This window comes from Arthrobacter sp. YC-RL1 (assembly GCF_001454985.1).
Taxonomy (GTDB): domain Bacteria; phylum Actinomycetota; class Actinomycetes; order Actinomycetales; family Micrococcaceae; genus Glutamicibacter; species Glutamicibacter soli.
Map to the genome: position 1 here is coordinate 3138489 of NZ_CP013297.1, position 13139 is coordinate 3151627.

Consider the following 13139-nt stretch of genomic DNA (forward strand, 5'->3'; position numbering starts at 1 on the left):
GTTCTTTTCGTGTGTCGGCGGGCCTTAGCCCAGTTCAATCTCTTCGCTCAGGCTCCACTGCCCGCCGCGGGTGTCGAACAGCTGGATCGAGCTCACCTCGAAGGACAGGCCCACTTGGTCCAGCGCTGCCTGCGCGGCGTCCAGGTTCTCCGGGGGCACGTTCTGCGCAATGGTCAGGTGCGGATGGTACGCGAAGTTCGACTCGTGGCGCAGCGCGTCGGAGAGCAGCCCGCGGTGCAGCGCCCAGCATTCCTCCGCCCCGTCCAGCAGCGGCAGGTAGACCACTTCGCTGGCTGGACGGAAGGTCCGCGCGGCACCCAGCTGCACTGTGAAGCTCGCGGTTTGACCCGCCACCTGGCGCACCTGCGCGGCGGCCTTCTCCCAGGTGTTCAGGTAGGACCCGGACACCAGCGTGATGTGGGGAGCGATCACCTCGGTGTCCGCTCCCCCGAACTCCCGGCGCCAGGCGCGCAGGGTCTCCCGCTGCGGCTGCGGCACCGGGATCACCACGCCCAGCGTGAATCGGGGTTCAAGGTTATCCATGTCAGACACCCAGCGGCGGCAGGAAGCCGACCTTCTGGTAGACATCTGCCACGGTCTTGGAAGCAACCTGTCGGGCCTTCTCGGCCCCGGCTAGCAGCAGGCGGTCCAGTTCCGCCGGATCGTCCAGCAGCTCCAGGGTGCGGGCGCGGATCGGAGCCAGGCGCTCCACCACGGCGTCGGCCACTGCCACCTTCAGGTGCCCGTACATCTTGCCCTCGAATTCAGCGACCAGGTCCGGCACGTGGCGGTCGGTCACGGCGGCCAGGATGTCCAGCAGGTTGGAGACGCCCGGCTTTCCGGCCTTGTCGTAGGCGATCACGGTGTCCGCGTCGGTGACCGCGGACTTGATGCGCTTGGCAATCAGCTTCGGCTCGTCGAGCACGTTGATCAGGCCCGCAGGGGACTCGGCGGACTTGGACATCTTGGAGGTCGGGTTCTGCAGGTCGTAGATGCGCGCGCCCTCCTTCGGGATGAAGGCCTCCGGCACGGTGAAGGTCTGCCCGAAGCGGTGGTTGAAGCGTTTGGCCAGATCGCGGGCAAGCTCCACGTGCTGGCGCTGGTCGTCGCCCACCGGAACGCCCTGCGGCTGGTAGAGCAGGATGTCGGCGGCCATCAGCACCGGGTAGGTGAACAGGCCGACGCTGGCCGCGTCCGCGCCGCCCTTGGCCGACTTGTCCTTGAACTGGGTCATGCGGCTGGCCTCGCCGAAGCCGGTGATGCAGTTCAGCACCCAGGCCAGCTGGGCGTGCTCGGGCACCTGGGACTGCACGAACAGCGTGGACTTCTCCAGGTCGATGCCGCCGGCGATGAACTGGGCGGCGGTCTTGCGCGTGCGGGCGCGCAGCTCGGCCGGATCCTGGCTCACGGTGATCGCGTGCATGTCGGGGATGAAGAAGAAGGCGTCGAACTCGTCCTGGGTCTTGACCCAGTTGACCAGTGCGCCGAGGTAGTTGCCCAGGTGCAGGGAGTCGCCCGAAGGCTGCATGCCCGAAAGAACGCGGGACTTAGTCATGAAAATTCCTTAAAACTGGTAGTCGACGACCAGCGGTGCGTGGTCGGAGAAGCGCAGGTCGTAGCCTGAGGCGCGGTCAACATGGGACTTGATGGCCTTGCTGGCCAGCGACGGGGTGGCCATGTGGTAATCGATGCGCCAACCGGCGTCGTTGTCGAAGGCCTGTCCGCGGTAGGACCACCAGGTGTAGGGGCCCTGGACGTCTCCGGCCAGTTCGCGGGCCACGTCCTTGTAGCCGACCGAGGAGAAGAAGCCGTCGAAGTAGGCGATCTCCTCATCCATCACGCCGGCGCGCTTGTTGTGGTTCGGCTTCCAGTTCTTGATGTCCTTCTCGGTGTGCACGACGTTCAGGTCGCCCACCACCAGCACATGGTCCTTTTCCGCTGCCAGGGCCGGCAGGTAGTCGGTCATGCGCTGCAGGAAACGGTACTTGTCCTCCTGCTTCTGGGTGCCCAGTTCGCCCGAGTGCACGTAGCAGGAGACCACGGTGAAGGTTTCCCCGTTGACCTCGAAGTCGGCTTCCACCCAGCGTCCGGAGTCGGCGAAGTACTCGTCGCCGATGTTCTCGCGCACGGCCACCGGCTCGACGCGGGAGAGCACTGCCACGCCTGCACGGCCCTTGTCCTTGGCTTCGGCATGCAAGATGTGCCAACCCTCGCCGATCAGTTCGCGCAGCACCTTGTCCGGTGCGCGCACTTCCTGCAGGCACAGGATGTCGACGTCGCGGGCGGCGACCCAATCTGCCATGTTCTTGCGGTAGGCGGCGCGAATGCCGTTGACGTTGACCGAAGCCACGCGCAGGGCGCCGGCGTTCTTGCTCAGAATTTCCACGCTGGTTGGTATCACCCTTCCAGCTTACAAAATTCGCGTGCTGATTACCCGCTGATCGACTCGCGCCCCTCCGGGAAACGCCGAGTGCGGAGAACGTAGCCTCCCTCCGCGCGGGCAGCTCCCATCAGCCTGCGCGAATCGTCTGGAGTACTGGTTAGTCCAGCCCGGCAGGCGGCGTGAAATCGCCGAACGATCCGATCCCCGGAACGCCGGAGCACAACTGGCCCAGGACATGCAATTCATGCGGGACCACGGGACTAGGCAGCGCCTTCAGGTCGAACCATTGCAGCTCGGCGGCCTTGTCCGGCTCCATCAGCTTGGGCTGGCCGGACCAGCTGGTGCACTGGAAAAAGAAGTCGACGCGGTTCGGGGCTCGGTGCAGCACGGCCAGCGGCTCCAGGCCATCCGGCTCGATGCTCATCCCCAGTTCCTCGAATGCCTCGCGGCAGGCGGCCTGGTGCACGGTTTCCCCGGCCTCGACATGCCCGGCGGCCCCGGAGGCCCAATGCCCGTCCATGAAACCGGTTCCGCGGCGCTGCTGCAACAAGATCCGGTCCTCGCGCCGGAACACGACATAGACCACGGGAATCAGATGCATGCGGTCCTTAAAGACATCGAGACGGCCGGAGCCGTCTCGAAAAGTTTGAAGTTAACCGATAATTTCGCCGTCAAGCGGCTTGGCCGGCTTGATCATATCCCGGGCGTTGCTCGCGGTCATCTGGATGGTGTCCAGGGCCCGGTCGATCATTTCTTCAGACTCAGGGTTCTTCAGCTCGCGCTGCTCGGCGATGACGCGGGCCTGGACCTGGACGATCTTGAAGGAGTGGTCCAGCTTCATGTCGCGCTGGCTGGTGGCTTCGTCGACCACGACGGTGCCGGCCTGGGCGCGCGGGGTGGCCGCGGCGGTGGCTTCGCGCAGCGAGTTGTTGATCTTCTGCGCTCCGCGCTTGAGGCCGAACATCATGAACCCGGCGAGCAGCAGCCAGCCGGCGGAGATGACGACGACGAACCAGCCGACGATCTCATTCGAATTGGCGGCGAAGATGACCGCCACCAGAAGGACGATGACCATGACCGACATTGCCAGGGTCGATGCGTTGAGGGTGATTTTCCGACCCTGCTTCGCGCTGCTGCCTAGAGGTTCCATGCCTTCAATTCTCGCATCATCCCCGGATGCAGGCCAATCGCACGGCTGTCCTTTCGCCCACAGCGTGGCTATCCCAGCACGCTGCCGACCAGCTCGCGCAGCTGCACCCCGTCCAGGCTGAACCTGATCAGGAAGTACCCGGCGATGCCCACCACCCAGCCCAGCGTCTCCTGCGCGTAGCGACCTAGTTTCCTTCCCGCAGCCTGCAGCCAATGCTCGATCCGGTCCCCGGCCGCCCTGCGCACACCCACCAGCACCAGCGCCGGAGCGATCATCACCAGGCAGTACCCGGCCAGCACCAGCACCTGCACCCCGGAGCTCCATCCGGCGCCTTGCAGCACGCCCATGGCGCCGAGGTAGGGAAGCATGGTGGGCAGCTCCAGCAGCCCCGCCAGCAGGGCCAGCGCCACGACCCCGGTGCGGGTATCCAGCGCGGTCCCCAGCCTCCGGCGCAGCGCCCCGGAAACCTGCGGCTGGCCGGTTGCGGTTTCCTGCAGCCCGCCGGCGTTGACGGTCTCGCCGCTTGCGGTCCCGGCCTTGCGCGCCGCGGCGAGCTTCTGCTCGTCGGTGCGGTAGGTCAAGGCCCAGATGATCATCCCCGCCCCCAGGGCCAGCCCCAGCAGCCGCATCATCGGGGTGTCCAAGGATATCCGGGAGTACGCCAGCTGGAAGCCGGAGCGCAGCAGCAGACCGATCGCCCAGTAGAAGCCGGCCAGCAGTCCAAGGTAGAGCAGCACCCGGGGAATCGCCCGGCGGTAGTCGCGGCGCAGCAGCAGCCAAATGGGGATGACCAGGGTGCCGATGCTGGTGGCGTCGATCAGCGCGAGCACCACCAGTGAGGCGGGTGCGGCATTCGTGAAGATGTCCATGCTTCCAGCCTGTCCCGGGTCGCGGCGCAGGGGTATCGGGCAGCAGGACGGCTCGATCTCCCCCTTAAGGCGGATGCCGCGTGGCCCTGCGGATGGGGCATGCTGGAATCATGACGACGTTGATCCGGCGTATCGGCAGCGGCCAGGACGAGCCGGAGACGGCCGGGATGTATCTGCTGCTTGCCGCGGTGCTGCACGCCTTCGGCGTGGTGAACCCGCCGCTTTCCGGGCTGCCTGGCTGGCTCTGGTTCCCGGTGCTGCTGCTGGGCTTGGGCGCCGTCCTGCTGCGAAGGCGCTGGCTGCTGCCCGCCGTGCTGGTGATGACGGGCTCCGGGCTGGGATTGCTGGCGTTGGGCAGCATTGCCGGATACTTCATGGCCTTCGAGGCGGTCTTCAGCGTCTTCCTGCTCGGCGGATTGACGTTGCGCCGGATCTCGTTCACGCTCATGTGCCTGGTGTCGCTGCTGATGGCGGTGCTCGCCTGGGATGCCACGCACCTGGCGCAGCAGGTGGTGCTGAGCCTGTTCCTCACCGGCTTCATCCTGTTCACCCCGATGCTGTGGGCGCAGAACGTGCGCACCGCCCAGGACCTTTCCGCCTCGCAGGCCGAGCGTTCCGCGGCGCTGGCCGCCGCCGCCGAGGCGCGGGCGGAGCGGCTGAGCGCCGAGCACCACGCGGCCCGGATTTCCGAGCGCACCGCGCTGGCCCGCGAAATGCACGACGTGCTCTCCGCCCGGCTCTCCTCCATCGCCCTGCTCTCCGGAGCGGCGCTGGCGGCCGCGCCGGGCAACGAACCGCTGGCGGCCATCCGCCGCGAAAGCGTGACCGGGCTGGAGGAAATGAGCGAGATGGTGCGCATGCTGCATGCGGGAACCCCGGCGCTGGCGGCGCGGCTGACCGACGTGCCGCAGCTGGTCGCCGAGGCTTCCGAAGAGATCGAGCTGGAGTACTCGGTGCCGCACCCTGAGTCCATCCCCGCCGCCGTGCACACCGCCGCGCACCGCACGGTGCGCGAGCTGCTGGTCAACCACGCCAAGCACGCCCCGGGCAGCACTCTGAGCTTGCGTCTGGAGCAGCTGTCGGACCGCGTTTGGATCCATGCCAGCAACCCGGTCCCGGAGCATGCCGGACACGGCTTCGGCAGCGGCATCGGGCTGCAGAGCATCCGCACCCGCGCCCAGGCCGTGGGCGGCAGCTGCGACATTCGCACCGTCCCCCAGTTCCAGGTTCAGGTCACCCTGCCCACCGCCGCCCAGCTACAGGATGGAATCCATGAAGATCCTGCTTGTTGACGACCATTCGACCGTGCGCCTGGGCATCCGCCTGGTGCTGCAGGCGGCAGAGGACCTGGAAGTTGTCGGGGAGGCTGCGGACGGGGCCGCGGCGGTGTCCATGGTCCTGGCGCTCAGCCCAGACGTGGTGCTCATGGACCTTCGTATGCCGGTGATGGACGGCATCGCGGCGACCGCGCAGATTTCCGGGCAGACAAGGGTGATCGTGTTGACCACCTTCGACGATGACGACTACCTCTTTGGCGCCTTGCAGGCCGGCGCCCACGGCTTCTTGCTGAAGACCGCCGAGCCGCAGGCGATCATCGACGCGGTGCGTGCGGCGGGCCGCGGCCAATCCGTCCTGGATCCGCAGGTCACCGCCCGGGTCATGGAACGGGCGCTGGCCGCGGCGCCGCCCGCGGTGCTGCCCGAGGGGCTCACTGCCAGGGAGCGTGAGGTGCTCCAGGGAATCGGCGAGGGACTGAGCAATCCGCAGCTGGCGCAGCGCCTGGGCATTGGGGAAAGCACGGTGAAAACGCACGTGTCGGCGGTGCTTGCCAAGCTCGGGGTGAGCACCAGGCTGCAGGCGGCGAAGATCGCCTACGGAGCCGGCGGCTAGCTAGCGGCGGATGGGCGCTGCTGCGATACTGCGGCTACCAGCTCACCAGGCAGAAAGGGTGGTCCTGCGGGTCGAGGTAGACACGGAAGGTCTTGGTCCCCTGCCCGGTGCTCCGGGCGCCGAGGTTCAGCACCAGCTCCTCGGCCAGATCGAGATCCTTGACCCTGACGTCGAGATGCATCTGCTGCGGGTGCACATGCCCCGGCCATTCGGGCGCGACATAGGGGCTGACGGCTTGGAACGCGACGGCCGGCCGGTCGGGCGCGGCGCCGATGCTCACCCAGTCAGGGTCGTTGTCGATGCGGACCATGCCCAGCAGCTGCTCGTAGAACGCCGCCAGCGAGTCCGGGTCTTCGCAGTCGATCACCAATGCCTGCCATGTGCCAATCATGATGCCTCCTGCGCCCCATTATGCGGGAGCCGCCGGCGCTTGGGTAGGGCTACCAGGAATCCGCCATGGCTTCGCGGCAGTGCTCGATCAGCGCCTGCACCCGGGCCGGCACCTTGACCCCGAGCGGGGTGATCGCCACGACCGAGCTCAGGGAGCTGGGAGCGGTCGGCGACACCGGGGTATGCAGGTCGCGGAAGGCCAGCGGCTTGCCCTCCAAGGACATCTCGGCGTTGTTCGGGCGGCGCATCAGCAGGCCGTAGCCCAAGCCTCGCCCGACCATCGCGGAGACCAGGATCATCTGCGGCACCTCGGCGATGACCTTGGGGTTCAGGCCCTGCGCGGCGAACAGCTGGAGCACGTATTCGGTGGACGGATCGGATTCGTACATCACCAGCGGCTCGTCCACCAGGTCGGCAAGTTCCAGCGGTCGTTCCAGGCGCGCCAGCGGGTGCTCCGGATGCAGCACCACCTGCATATGCGTCCCGTAGATCTCCTGTTTGTCCATGTCCGGTGGCAGGCCCAGATCGTAGACGAAGGCGACATCCAGGTCCGCATTGCGCAGCGCCGGAAGCAGCGACTCATGGGTGCCAACCTGCACCGAAAGTTCCACCTGCGGGTGGTCGAATCCCTGCATGGTCGAGGGGATCAGGTGCGGGGAGAGCGAGGCGAAGCAGCCGAAGCGCACGGGTCCGCGCAGCACGCCTTCCTGCTGCGGGAAGGTGGCCGCCAGTTCCGTAACATCGGAGATGATTTTGCGGGCCATCGCCGAAAAATGCACTCCGGAGGCTGTCAGGGTGAAGCCGTGCGCCTTGCGCCGCAGGCACAGCGTTTCGCCGGCCAGTTTCTCGATGGCGGTAATCGCTTGGGACAGTGCTGACTCGGAAATACGCAATTCGTCCGCGGCGGAACCGAGGGTCCGGTGGTCCGGAAGCTCGGCCATGATTTCAAGATGCCTCATCGAATACATAAGCCAACCTTCAGAAGTTCTACAGATATTTGAAGTTTACCTTACCTATGTGTGGTGTCACACTGAAGTGATTCACCTCTCCAAGGAGCTGCCCACTTCATGAACGCAAACCAACGGCGCGTCGCGTTCGCCACAGTCATCGGTACCACCGTCGAATGGTACGACTTCTTCATCTACGCCACCGCGGCAGGCCTGGTCTTCAGTCACCTGTTCTTCGAGCCCGCCGGCAAGGACATCGCGCTGCTGATCTCCTTCGCCTCGGTCGGCTTGTCCTTCCTCTTCCGTCCGCTCGGCGCCTTCCTGGCCGGACACTACGGCGACAAGATCGGCCGCCGCGCCATGCTGGTGCTGACCCTGTCGCTCATGGGGGCTGCCACCACGCTGATCGGCGTACTGCCGACCTACGAGACCGCCGGGCTGTGGGCTCCGATCCTGTTGCTGCTGCTGCGCATCATCCAGGGCATCTCCGCCGGCGGCGAATGGGGCGGCGCCGTGTTGATGGCCGTCGAGCATGCCGAGGAAGGCAAGCGCGGCCGTTCGGGCTCCTACCCGCAGGTTGGCGTTCCCCTGGGCATGCTGCTGGCCAGCGGCATGATGGCGCTGATGACCGGCGTCATCTCCCCCGGTGATGCATTCCTCGAGTGGGGCTGGCGCGTGCCGTTCCTGGTCTCGATCATCCTGATCGCCATTGGCTTCTTCGTCCGTCGTTCCGTGGACGAGTCCCCTGTCTTCGAGGAGATCGCCGAGCACAAGGCGCAGACCAAGGTCCCGATCCTCGTCCTGTTCAAGAAGCACTGGCCGCTGGTGCTGATTGCCGCGCTGGTCTTCGCCGGCAATAACGCCGCAGGCTACATGACCACCGGCGGGTTCTTCCAGGCCTACACCACCGATCCCGAGGGACCGATCGGCTTGGAGCGCACCGACGTGCTCATCGCCGTGGCCTTCGGCGCCGCCGTGTGGCTGGTCGTGACCCTTATCGCCGGCGTTATGGCGGACAAGATCGGCCGCGTGCGCACCTACCAGATCGGCTTCGTGGTTCTGGCCGCATCGCTGTTCCCGGTCTTTGCACTGGTCAACTCAGGCTCGCTGGGCATGCTCTATCTGGCCTTCGGCCTGTTCTCCATCGGCTTGGGCCTGACCTACGGGCCGCAGGCGGCACTGTACTCCGAACTGTTCCCGGCTTCGGTGCGCTTCTCCGGCGTCTCGATCTCCTACGCCATCGGCGCGATCCTCGGCGGTGCCTTCGCCCCGACCATCGCCCAGGCGCTGGTCCAGGCAACCGGTGGCACCACCGCCGTGGCCGTATACCTGCTGGTGGTTGTGGTGCTCGCCTTCATCGCGGTCTCCCTGATCCGCGACCGCCGCGGCATCGACCTGTCCTTCCACAACCAGGCTGAGCAGGAAGTCGGCGCCCTGGTATTCGACAAGCGCGCCGTCGAAGCCCAGACGCAAGAGGTTTCCAAGTAGCGTTGACCCCCTGTTAGGCGCAAACCCCGTTCCAGCGAATTTGTTTCGCTGGGGCGGGGTTTTCTTTGCCCGGCTTTGCCGGAAAGTGAGCTCGGCGCGGTCGTGGGTGGCTGGATCGGTTCAGCGCTGTTCGATGTCGAAATCGACCGCTTCTGGTCCCTTTCTACGTGGCTGCTCGCTATCGGTGGTTCGCTGATCGTTCTGGTGATCTGGGGGCTTCTTACCCACAAGCGCGCCTAATTGGTCCTATCGTAGAGCGGTCCACCACACAATGTGGTGGACCGCTCTTTCGGTTGGATTCTTGAGACAATACCCGCGTCGGGCGGATGGGATGATTAGGCATTCCGAACCAATTAATTGCGTGGCTCGGATTCGGGATCCAGATCCAGAGCCGATTCTGCCTCCCGTGGAAGATCCGAATCCGCAGGTGGAACGTCAGGTTCGTCAGCACTATGCTCGTGCACCGACTCACGAAGACCTTCCACTTCTTCGGCTCGACCGGTCCAGTAGGCGGGCTCGAGGCCGAAACCGTTGATTGCCTCCTGCGCCATCCTCTTGAACCCATCCCGATGGTCTTCCAAAGCGTTGTTAAGATCTTCGAACTCATCATGACTGAGAGAAACATCAAGACGCTTACGTGGCATTAGCTATCACTCCATTCTTCCAGAACGAGTTGAATTTACTATTTTCCTAATCTACGTTCCTGAACCTAAGACGAAGGGCGACCGTCAGATTTTCATCAGGAACGATACGGTAGAAGCTGAAATCGACTTCGCACCCCAGGTGGATCTGGTGGCTTCCACGCCGGTCTGCGGCGGCGGGAGTCCGGTCGATTCCCAACCTCCATGCAACCCTCGGACTACCGCAGATGATCCGAAGCCGAGGAAGCTGAATTCCTATCAGATTTCCGATCTGGCAACGAGGAGGAAGCAACCGCGGATTCGCGGGACTGAATTTCTTCCGCTTCGTCGGCTTCAACACTTCGGATCATGGCTGCCAAGAACTTGGCCGCCCCAATCCGCTCGTCAGCGGTCAGGGTGTTCACTGCATCCATCATGCGCTCATGCATCTTGTGCAGCGTTCCGCGAACTTCGGAATCACTGTATTCGGTGGGCACGATCCCCACCGAGCGGCGATCGGCAGGGTGGACAATGCGCTCGGCATACCCGTCGCGGCACAACCGGTCTATCAACACCGACACGGATGCATTAGAGATGCCCAGCTCTTCGGCAAAATCCCGTTGACGCGGAATCACCCCCTTACGATGCTCACCGAGCAGGAATCGCAGAGCGGACATATCGGTTTCGTTCATTCCCATGGATCCACGCGTTTTGGCCCGCATCTTACGTTCCGACTCTCGATACCTGCGCATCAGGTTCAACAAATCAACGGCCCCTGGCGCCGTGGTAGCCGTGTCATACCAATATCCACTTGCTCCATAACTACTCATGAGAATTCCCTCCGCCGGGTACGAACTCATCGCTCGTACCTCCCGATGCTCCTTCCTCGCCATTGCCTGCGGTCAGCTTGCCTAATCAAAAAAGTATAATGTAACCTAGCTAATAGTTAGCCTGTCTACATATATTCTACTACGAAACAGCTATCAATACCGGAGTGAATAATGAAAGAATCCTTAGCAGTTCCAGTAGATCCCTCGACGCATCCTGCCAACGCATGGGCGGAGCGGATGCAGCAGATCGCCGCTTTCGGATCACACGAGTGCCGGAGCAAAGATACGGTTCATTCGGCTATATGCACCATTACCGGTACCCCGGATCAATTGGTCTTGAACCTGGCATGCACCGCGAAAAGCGAAGACCATGTTTCTGAGCTGATGCAATACGTGAATGACACGCTGCTGCCACAAATGGAGAACTCCCTGGGCATCCAGTTCGAAGTCCGCAATCTACAATTTGCGGTCGCCGGCAAAGAAAACCTAGCGCTTCCCTCGGAACCTCTGGACGTAGCTTTGCATCCGCAGCAAGATTGGCTGGAACAGCCATTCATCGCCCCCTCGCCAACCCCCACAGGCGGTCTCGATTTTGGCCGGGGTGGAACACCGTCGGACCTGAGCATCGCCTAATCAGCGCAGTATCCGTTGCCCGCCAATGCGGCAGCGTCGAAAGTTGGGGCTATTTTTTGAGTTCCGCTTACGGAGGTTTCCACCTCCTCATCACTTATCAAATGAGCAGTGCAGGAAAGGGAAGTATCTTAAATGCCAGGTCGAATCGCTAGAACCCAGACAGCTGTCCGAGTCGCTGATTTTCTCGCCACCCGCGAAGGCAAAGCTCATCTGTCGAATTATGGATGGGAGCCGGGCATGCCCATCGTGATGACCCAGCCGAACGAATCACTCACCGATGCGATGGGCATGGTTTCCATCCACGGACGTGATGTCCTAGTAGCGATGATCAACCCCGAGACAGAGGAACTGCAGCTGCTTTATGTCACGACGCCGCAGCCAGCGCTGAAAGTCAAGCAGCCGTCACCTTCCAAGTGCACCACAGGGGAGTTCTTCCACGAACTCGGCTCATCCCGCGTGATGGAATTTCGCGTGAAATTCTGGAAGCACACCGCGGTGGCCCACTTAATCCCGTCCTGCCCGCAGATGCAAGCGCAGCGTACGCCGTCTACCCGCTACTCACTGCCGACACGTTGAATGACTCCAACATCGGGCAACTCTGCTAATTCGAGGTAATCAAGCTTCGGTTCCGGCTCTTGCTCTGCTCCATCGATCAGTTCATGGTGCTAGGCACGGGCTGGGATCGGAGTTCTCTCCCTAAATGCTTGCGGGCGAAGCCCCGCCCTCTTCGATCGCAGTCGGAATCATCCAGTTCTTGTGTAGCACCATGGGCTCTATCCAAGTCGGCGGGTACCAGTCCTCGGCGTGAACATCGTGCAATTCCGCCTGCCTGATTGAAATGTTCCGAATCCAGTTGGGCTCGTTTGGATTGACCCGGACCGAGAGTCCAGCGCATTGCTTGGTCCAGCGCGGCAGGTATCCAATGTGTGAGCCTGGGGTCGGCTGCGGGGCTCCAGCACGGCTGCCTGTCGAAATGGTTTGGGATCCAGCCGTGCCACCGTCAATCTGGACAGTGCCGTCGTACGGAGTAGCCTCTGACGAAGCGTCCCGTAAGATGGATAGCCTGCGAAGAGCACGGGCAGCAAGATTCCCGCGTTCCGTGGTCAAATTGGTCCGGCTACCTACTGCGAGTCCGCCTGCGCCGCAGACGCCATTGTTCCGTGCCTTCGCACTACCAGGACCAAGGTCTCGGCGCATTTCGAGTCTGGGCAACCTCTGGATACCAACGCTATGTTCACGGGGTATTCATTGCAGCCCATGACCAAAGGGTATCTATTAAAGTGAAAGACGCGTACAGTCCAAAAGACACTCCGCGATAATATCCGTGGCCTGCTTTGCCATCAGGACAACCACTTTGACTCATTGCGGTGTGGTTCCTCGGAGATACCGGAAGAGCTACAGAGCGGAGGTTAGCCATGTCAACCCACGAACTGCGAACCCAAACAGCCGATCACGTCAAACACATCCTCGGATCCCGCCAAGCCCGCGTACATCTCGCCTCCTACGGCTGAAGGGAAGGAATGCCCATCGTGCTGGCGGAGCCGCACGAACTCGTTGATGATGTGATGGGCCTCGTTTCAGTCCATGGACGATCCGTACTGATTGCAATCTATGACATCAGGGCCGACGACTTGAGCTTCTGGTTCGTCTCGGTGCCAAATCCGGCTCTGGAGAATGTACCGGTAGAAGCCAAGGGCCAAGTGATGAGCCAGTTCATTGCCAAAGGCACGCCTGAAGGCGCGAGGACTTTCCGGGTCAGGTACTGGGCGCACAGCGCGATCACCTTTGAAATTCCGTGCTATGTGCGCAGCGACAGGGACTACGAGACCTCGTACAACACCCGTCCGGGCGCCTTGGGAAAACCGGATGCTGAACGTTCGCTGGATGATCCAGACCTTATGAACTGAGCTACCCCACTGGATGTTAATCTGGTCTTGTT

At 63.1% G+C, this 13139-nt stretch carries 16 protein-coding genes and 1 pseudogene; 7 read left to right on the forward strand and 10 right to left on the reverse strand.

Going from position 1 to position 13139, the window contains the following annotated elements; translation table 11 throughout:
• Positions 1–24 precede the first annotated feature (24 nt).
• From ATC04_RS14505 to ATC04_RS14530, 6 genes are all read right to left on the reverse strand, one after another.
• Positions 25–543, reverse strand: coding sequence for a 2'-5' RNA ligase family protein (locus tag ATC04_RS14505; protein ID WP_047118407.1), 519 nt, complete (start codon positions 541–543; stop codon positions 25–27).
• 1 nt (position 544) lies between these two features.
• Complete coding sequence (gene trpS / locus ATC04_RS14510) at positions 545–1555, reverse strand: tryptophan--tRNA ligase (RefSeq protein ID WP_047118406.1); 1011 nt, start codon at positions 1553–1555, stop codon at positions 545–547.
• 9 nt (positions 1556–1564) lie between these two features.
• Positions 1565–2377, reverse strand: coding sequence for an exodeoxyribonuclease III (locus ATC04_RS14515; RefSeq protein WP_047118612.1), 813 nt, complete (start codon positions 2375–2377; stop codon positions 1565–1567).
• Positions 2378–2540: 163 nt separating this feature from the next.
• A complete protein-coding gene (locus ATC04_RS14520) occupies positions 2541–2984 on the reverse strand; it encodes an NUDIX domain-containing protein (RefSeq protein WP_047118405.1) in 444 nt (147 codons plus the stop codon).
• Between the two features lie 51 nt (positions 2985–3035).
• Entirely contained in the window at positions 3036–3533 is a 498-nt protein-coding gene (locus ATC04_RS14525; RefSeq protein WP_047118404.1) for a hypothetical protein, read from the reverse strand.
• A 68-nt stretch (positions 3534–3601) separates the two neighbouring features.
• Positions 3602–4402 carry a GAP family protein gene (locus ATC04_RS14530; RefSeq protein ID WP_052772261.1) on the reverse strand — a complete coding sequence of 267 codons (801 nt, stop codon included), beginning with the start codon at positions 4400–4402 and terminating at the stop codon, positions 3602–3604.
• Positions 4403–4512: 110 nt separating this feature from the next.
• Between ATC04_RS14530 and ATC04_RS18940 the strand changes: the two genes are divergently transcribed.
• Positions 4513–5694 (forward strand): histidine kinase, encoded by a 1182-nt coding sequence (locus ATC04_RS18940; RefSeq protein ID WP_152666790.1) that lies wholly within the window; start codon positions 4513–4515, stop codon positions 5692–5694.
• Positions 5675–6292 (forward strand): response regulator transcription factor, encoded by a 618-nt coding sequence (locus ATC04_RS14540; RefSeq protein ID WP_120990033.1) that lies wholly within the window; start codon positions 5675–5677, stop codon positions 6290–6292. Before ATC04_RS18940 ends, ATC04_RS14540 begins: the two co-directional genes overlap by 20 nt.
• Positions 6293–6326: 34 nt before the next feature.
• Here ATC04_RS14540 and ATC04_RS14545 read toward each other — a convergent pair whose 3' ends face one another.
• Both ATC04_RS14545 and ATC04_RS14550 read right to left on the reverse strand, forming a co-directional pair.
• Entirely contained in the window at positions 6327–6683 is a 357-nt protein-coding gene (locus ATC04_RS14545) for a VOC family protein (protein ID WP_047118401.1), read from the reverse strand.
• 49 nt (positions 6684–6732) lie between these two features.
• Positions 6733–7641 (reverse strand): LysR family transcriptional regulator, encoded by a 909-nt coding sequence (locus tag ATC04_RS14550; protein ID WP_231735991.1) that lies wholly within the window; start codon positions 7639–7641, stop codon positions 6733–6735.
• A 108-nt stretch (positions 7642–7749) separates the two neighbouring features.
• Between ATC04_RS14550 and ATC04_RS14555 the strand changes: the two genes are divergently transcribed.
• Positions 7750–9117: an MFS transporter gene (locus ATC04_RS14555; protein ID WP_047118399.1), complete on the forward strand. Its 1368-nt coding sequence runs from the start codon at positions 7750–7752 to the stop codon at positions 9115–9117.
• A 90-nt stretch (positions 9118–9207) separates the two neighbouring features.
• Positions 9208–9357 (forward strand): annotated as a pseudogene (locus ATC04_RS18945) (GlsB/YeaQ/YmgE family stress response membrane protein); the annotation flags it as partial.
• A 113-nt stretch (positions 9358–9470) separates the two neighbouring features.
• Here ATC04_RS18945 and ATC04_RS19450 read toward each other — a convergent pair.
• On the reverse strand, positions 9471–9761 hold the full coding sequence (locus ATC04_RS19450) for a hypothetical protein (RefSeq protein ID WP_146955906.1): 291 nt from the start codon (positions 9759–9761) through the stop codon (positions 9471–9473).
• A 215-nt stretch (positions 9762–9976) separates the two neighbouring features.
• Complete coding sequence (locus ATC04_RS14565) at positions 9977–10429, reverse strand: MarR family transcriptional regulator (RefSeq protein ID WP_231735992.1); 453 nt, start codon at positions 10427–10429, stop codon at positions 9977–9979.
• Between the two features lie 309 nt (positions 10430–10738).
• Here ATC04_RS14565 and ATC04_RS14570 point away from each other — a divergent pair, with 309 nt between their 5' ends.
• The 3 genes from ATC04_RS14570 to ATC04_RS14580 all read left to right on the forward strand — a co-directional run bounded on the left by ATC04_RS14570 (position 10739) and on the right by ATC04_RS14580 (position 13107).
• Positions 10739–11200, forward strand: a complete 462-nt coding sequence (locus ATC04_RS14570) for a hypothetical protein (protein WP_152666789.1) — start codon at positions 10739–10741, stop codon at positions 11198–11200.
• Positions 11201–11437: 237 nt separating this feature from the next.
• On the forward strand, positions 11438–11776 hold the full coding sequence (locus tag ATC04_RS14575; RefSeq protein ID WP_047118396.1) for a hypothetical protein: 339 nt from the start codon (positions 11438–11440) through the stop codon (positions 11774–11776).
• A 944-nt stretch (positions 11777–12720) separates the two neighbouring features.
• Complete coding sequence (locus ATC04_RS14580) at positions 12721–13107, forward strand: hypothetical protein (protein ID WP_047118395.1); 387 nt, start codon at positions 12721–12723, stop codon at positions 13105–13107.
• Positions 13108–13139 lie beyond the last annotated feature (32 nt).

Coding starts and splice junctions, on each gene's coding strand:
- ATC04_RS14580 (WP_047118395.1), top strand. CDS start 12,721: ATGCCCATCGTGCTGGCGGAGCCGCACGAACTCGTTGATGATGTGATG.
- ATC04_RS19450 (WP_146955906.1), bottom strand. CDS start 9,761: ATGCCACGTAAGCGTCTTGATGTTTCTCTCAGTCATGATGAGTTCGAA.
- ATC04_RS14540 (WP_120990033.1), top strand. CDS start 5,675: ATGAAGATCCTGCTTGTTGACGACCATTCGACCGTGCGCCTGGGCATC.
- ATC04_RS14505 (WP_047118407.1), bottom strand. CDS start 543: ATGGATAACCTTGAACCCCGATTCACGCTGGGCGTGGTGATCCCGGTG.
- ATC04_RS14550 (WP_231735991.1), bottom strand. CDS start 7,641: ATGAGGCATCTTGAAATCATGGCCGAGCTTCCGGACCACCGGACCCTC.
- trpS (WP_047118406.1), bottom strand. CDS start 1,555: ATGACTAAGTCCCGCGTTCTTTCGGGCATGCAGCCTTCGGGCGACTCC.
- ATC04_RS14530 (WP_052772261.1), bottom strand. CDS start 4,402: ATGGACATCTTCACGAATGCCGCACCCGCCTCACTGGTGGTGCTCGCG.
- ATC04_RS14565 (WP_231735992.1), bottom strand. CDS start 10,429: ATGAACGAAACCGATATGTCCGCTCTGCGATTCCTGCTCGGTGAGCAT.
- ATC04_RS14575 (WP_047118396.1), top strand. CDS start 11,438: ATGCCCATCGTGATGACCCAGCCGAACGAATCACTCACCGATGCGATG.
- ATC04_RS14570 (WP_152666789.1), top strand. CDS start 10,739: ATGAAAGAATCCTTAGCAGTTCCAGTAGATCCCTCGACGCATCCTGCC.
- ATC04_RS14520 (WP_047118405.1), bottom strand. CDS start 2,984: ATGCATCTGATTCCCGTGGTCTATGTCGTGTTCCGGCGCGAGGACCGG.
- ATC04_RS14525 (WP_047118404.1), bottom strand. CDS start 3,533: ATGGAACCTCTAGGCAGCAGCGCGAAGCAGGGTCGGAAAATCACCCTC.
- ATC04_RS18940 (WP_152666790.1), top strand. CDS start 4,513: ATGACGACGTTGATCCGGCGTATCGGCAGCGGCCAGGACGAGCCGGAG.
- ATC04_RS14545 (WP_047118401.1), bottom strand. CDS start 6,683: ATGATTGGCACATGGCAGGCATTGGTGATCGACTGCGAAGACCCGGAC.
- ATC04_RS14555 (WP_047118399.1), top strand. CDS start 7,750: ATGAACGCAAACCAACGGCGCGTCGCGTTCGCCACAGTCATCGGTACC.